The organism is Algoriphagus sp. (genome assembly GCF_024305035.1).
Taxonomy (GTDB): domain Bacteria; phylum Bacteroidota; class Bacteroidia; order Cytophagales; family Cyclobacteriaceae; genus Algoriphagus.
Map to the genome: position 1 here is coordinate 1 of NZ_JAMWZB010000062.1, position 3,683 is coordinate 3,683.

The following is a 3,683-nucleotide window of genomic DNA, read 5'->3' on the forward strand; positions in this document are numbered from 1 at the left end:
AGATTGGGTTTTCACATCAATTTTTGCAGGATTGAGTATTGGAAAGAGTTTTTAGAGCTAGCTGATTGGATTTTGGGACGCCTTACCTGGAATTGGGCTATGGAGTAGAGAATATCTTTAACCCGAATTATGCATTAGAGTAATTAAAGGGGTTGCTCAGAGTTGAGATTTGGGAGAAAATTCCGTCCATCCACGGCCTTCGTTTAGTGGGCAAAGAGATCTTGAGGACCTTTTTGTTAGCGTGTGAAGCTGTCCATGCTCCTAATGCAAAGCATTAGGAGCTGAGAGTTCCTAATGTTGCCCGATTATGATGATTGAGTGCAAAATGGCGGAACAGACTCATCAGGTTGTAAGCAACCATGATGAATCTGAAGGAGGCTTCAGTTGCCCAGAAGTCCTGTAGGCAGAAGTTTTCCAGGCCAAAGTCATACTTGAGTTCCTTGATTCTGTTTTCACAGTCTGCTCTGTTGTTGTACATGTTTTATATCTGATCCAGTGGAAGATCCATATTGGTCACATAGCAGCTGTAGCGATAGCCTGGCTCATCCTCAAAGAGCATCTTGCCTGCGGCATTTGGCCTGATGTCGATTTGCTTTTTGACCAGGATATACCTTCTGGGTTTTCCGTTTTCGTGGCTAAACTTCATTTCGCTTAGCTCAATCCCTTTAGCCAATCTGATCCAGTCTTTGATGGCCCAGACTTCACTTTTCACGTTGGGATACATTCTCACGGCCATGATGTAGTTCAGCTGTTGCTCTTCCAGATACGACATCAGTTCTTCGGTGTAAAACCCGCTATCTGCACGTACCAGACCTATTTTCTGGTCTTTGAGCACCTGTTTGAAAGTCTCCTCCATGAACTCCTTGCAGCTGCTGCTGGCAGCGGTATCTCCCGGACGCAGCCAGGCATTGGCTACCATACGCGTCTGTTCCACAAAAGCCATCAGCGGATGATGAGAATTCCGGCCCCGTTTGTTGGGATTGTATCCTTTGGCACTGCCCTGCTGATCCCCATAGCGAGTGATGACAGTACTGTCAAAATCTACGGTGAGGCTTCCGATATTAAGCTGGTCAAAAAACCAATGCTGCAGTTCAGGAAAAATCTCTGTGTTCAGTGACTGGGAAAACTTGCCAAAAAAACGACTGTAGGTACTCTGAGAGGGCATGGTGTCCCAGCCGAATATAGAGTGGAGAACCTGATCATATCGTAGCCAATCACAATGAATGTAGCGGCTTGCCCCCGTCCAGATGCCCAGCCAGAAGCTCTCCACGATCTGCTTGGGATCATATCCCCGGTTAGATCCCGGTTGGGGAAGGTTAAGCGTTTCCAACTTTTCCCGGATCCTTACCTGATCAATAAATCGTTTCATCAAACTCATCCCTCCAAATGGGGTAACTGGCTTGGAGGAATATTCAATTGGAAGGTTAACCATTTTGGTGCTACTCTTCATACTTCAAAAACAGATTGTACAACAAAATTTAACAACTTTTGGACTCAAATCGAAATCCTATTGCATAATCAAGGTTTAGGTTTTTCCGGGTGGATTTTATTCATCGGATGACTTACTTGGATTTGCCCGAAGCCAATCTCTTTGTGGTAAAGGTCAGTGCGTAGATTATTTTGTGATCAGAGAAGAAAAAATATAATTTTTATTTTCCTGAAGACAGTTGCTAATCTTATATTTAGTTTTTAGATTAGTTTAAGATTAATTTTTAGATGTAAATAAACAACGCTAACTATGAATCCAATTTTTACTTCTTCGATTCCTAACATTTTATTGCTTTTCAATTCCTTCTTACGACAAAAGATTATTTTTTCTTCTTTTCTACTTTTTGCCTCTTTCGGTTTTTCCAACAAAGCGTATGCTTTAGATGTAGTTATTGAGGGAGCATCTAGTTTTGTTTGTCCAAAAGGAACCTACACATATACGGCAAGAATTTACAATGAAATTTCCGGCCACGAAGTTTATTCTTGTGATATTCGTTGGGTTGTTTATCAGGGTAATCAAATCGTAGGTGGTGGTGATGGTGCAAATTTCACTTTCACTTTTCCCGATACAGGAGACTATGAAATAGAAGCTTCGGCAGATGGTTGCAACTTTCCCAACTCTGGTGACGGAATCAAAACGATTATGACAACTTCACGTGTACCGATTCCTAGCCCAATTTCAGGTCCTGCGATGTGTTCTTCGGGACAATCCTATACCTATACCACTAGTCCGACCCTAGCCAGCATATTTCCACCTCCTCCTTCGTCTCCCCCGACTGAAGGAGGATATTGTTATTATCATTATCCCTATGAATGGACTGCTCCCGCTGGGTGGTCAATTAATGGAGGTGGAAATACGGCGTTTACCAATGAAACGGTCAGTATAGTGGCGCCTGCAGGTACTCCTCAGGGAAGTTATAACATATCTGTTCAGGGTTCAATTTCAAAACCAGGAGGTGGTTTTTGGTATAGTACCAAAAGAAACTTTTCTGTCCAAATAGGTTCTTTTAGTCAGTATCAAGTATCGGTATCAGGTCCCGGGATGGTTTGTAATGGTAATTCATATACTTATACTGCAAATGTTCCCACAGGTCACCAAAATGGATATAGCTATAATTGGACTTATCCTTCGGGATGGACTGTCCAGAACACATCCAATAATACGATAACATTTTATCTTCCTTCCTACAATAATTCCTACGGTCCGGTTCGCGTTTCGGTCAACAACGGGTGTGGCGCAACTCATTTGACTGGAATAACTGTCCAACCTTGCAGTTATACGATGTCATCTGGTGATTTTAAAATTTATCCCAATCCCTCATCCGGTGATTTGTTCGTAGAATATGATGTTGAAAAAAATCAATTAGGAGAACCTTTAGATGGAGAATCACAGACTCAGAAAAATAAGCCGGCCATTATTATATTTAAAGTTGACATTTTTGATCGTACTGAGAAGCTGGTGGGGACTGGGAAATCTGCAGAAAATAAGGTTTATTTAGATACAAAAGGCTTACAACCCGGAACTTATTTCCTTCATATTTATTCTGGAGATCATGTCTTACGAGAACAAATTATAATTGAAAATTGACCTAATAATACCATACCACGAAATTGAAAAACCATGAATATTCAACATAAATCTTCGTTATTGCTTGTTTTGATCTTGGCTTTCGCTATTTCTTCAGGGGCAACAGCTCAGACCGAACCCGGAACCTTCACCGCAAAAAAAGGGGTTTATCTTGAAGTTGGCGGAAGTTCTGGATTCTATGCGATTAACTACAGCAAGATTTTCCATCAAAAAGGGAAGCTAAAGTTAAATGCCAGTGCAGGTTTTTCTATATGGCCTAATAGAAATATAGACTCGAAGACTAGTTGGCTCCCTGCTTTGCCATTAGAGATATCTGCACTATATGGCAAGTCAAATCATCATCTGGAATTGGGTATGGGATTCACTTCTTATTTAAACACAAGCTTTGATTTTGATTCGGAAACATTTGAAACAATCAAGAAAGTAGTTTTTGACGCCTTTATTCCTCTTAGAGTTGGATACAGGTACCAAAAACCGGAAGGGGGATTCTTTTTTAGGTTTGGTTATACGCCAATTGTTACTTTTCCGGTAAGAGCTGGGAAAATTTGGTCTTTCAATCCTTATTGGGCCGGACTAAGTTTTGGGAAGAGTTTTTAAAAGAGGCTAA

4 protein-coding genes are annotated in these 3,683 nt (G+C 41.2%); 2 read left to right on the plus strand and 2 right to left on the minus strand.

Features of this window, described 5'->3' with window-relative positions:
- Positions 1 to 274 precede the first annotated feature (274 nt).
- Positions 275 to 478 carry a transposase gene (locus tag Q0L00_RS19750; RefSeq protein ID WP_363318570.1) on the minus strand — a complete coding sequence of 68 codons (204 nt, stop codon included), beginning with the start codon at positions 476 to 478 and terminating at the stop codon, positions 275 to 277.
- A gap of 3 nt (positions 479 to 481) precedes the next feature.
- Positions 482 to 1,450, minus strand: a complete 969-nt coding sequence (locus Q0L00_RS19440) for a transposase (protein WP_363318571.1) — start codon at positions 1,448 to 1,450, stop codon at positions 482 to 484.
- Positions 1,451 to 1,738: 288 nt separating this feature from the next.
- Here Q0L00_RS19440 and Q0L00_RS19445 point away from each other — a divergent pair, with 288 nt between their 5' ends.
- Both Q0L00_RS19445 and Q0L00_RS19450 read left to right on the plus strand, forming a co-directional pair.
- Positions 1,739 to 3,076 (plus strand): T9SS type A sorting domain-containing protein, encoded by a 1,338-nt coding sequence (locus Q0L00_RS19445; RefSeq protein WP_297338559.1) that lies wholly within the window; start codon positions 1,739 to 1,741, stop codon positions 3,074 to 3,076.
- A 33-nt stretch (positions 3,077 to 3,109) separates the two neighbouring features.
- Positions 3,110 to 3,673 (plus strand): hypothetical protein, encoded by a 564-nt coding sequence (locus Q0L00_RS19450; RefSeq protein ID WP_297338560.1) that lies wholly within the window; start codon positions 3,110 to 3,112, stop codon positions 3,671 to 3,673.
- The last annotated feature ends 10 nt before the right edge of the window (positions 3,674 to 3,683 follow it).

What these genes read in the sequence shown, in the direction of transcription:
- Q0L00_RS19750 (WP_363318570.1), bottom strand. Translation starts at nt 478, where the DNA reads ATGTACAACAACAGAGCAGACTGTGAAAACAGAATCAAGGAACTCAAG.
- Q0L00_RS19440 (WP_363318571.1), bottom strand. Translation starts at nt 1,450, where the DNA reads ATGAAGAGTAGCACCAAAATGGTTAACCTTCCAATTGAATATTCCTCC.
- Q0L00_RS19445 (WP_297338559.1), top strand. Translation starts at nt 1,739, where the DNA reads ATGAATCCAATTTTTACTTCTTCGATTCCTAACATTTTATTGCTTTTC.
- Q0L00_RS19450 (WP_297338560.1), top strand. Translation starts at nt 3,110, where the DNA reads ATGAATATTCAACATAAATCTTCGTTATTGCTTGTTTTGATCTTGGCT.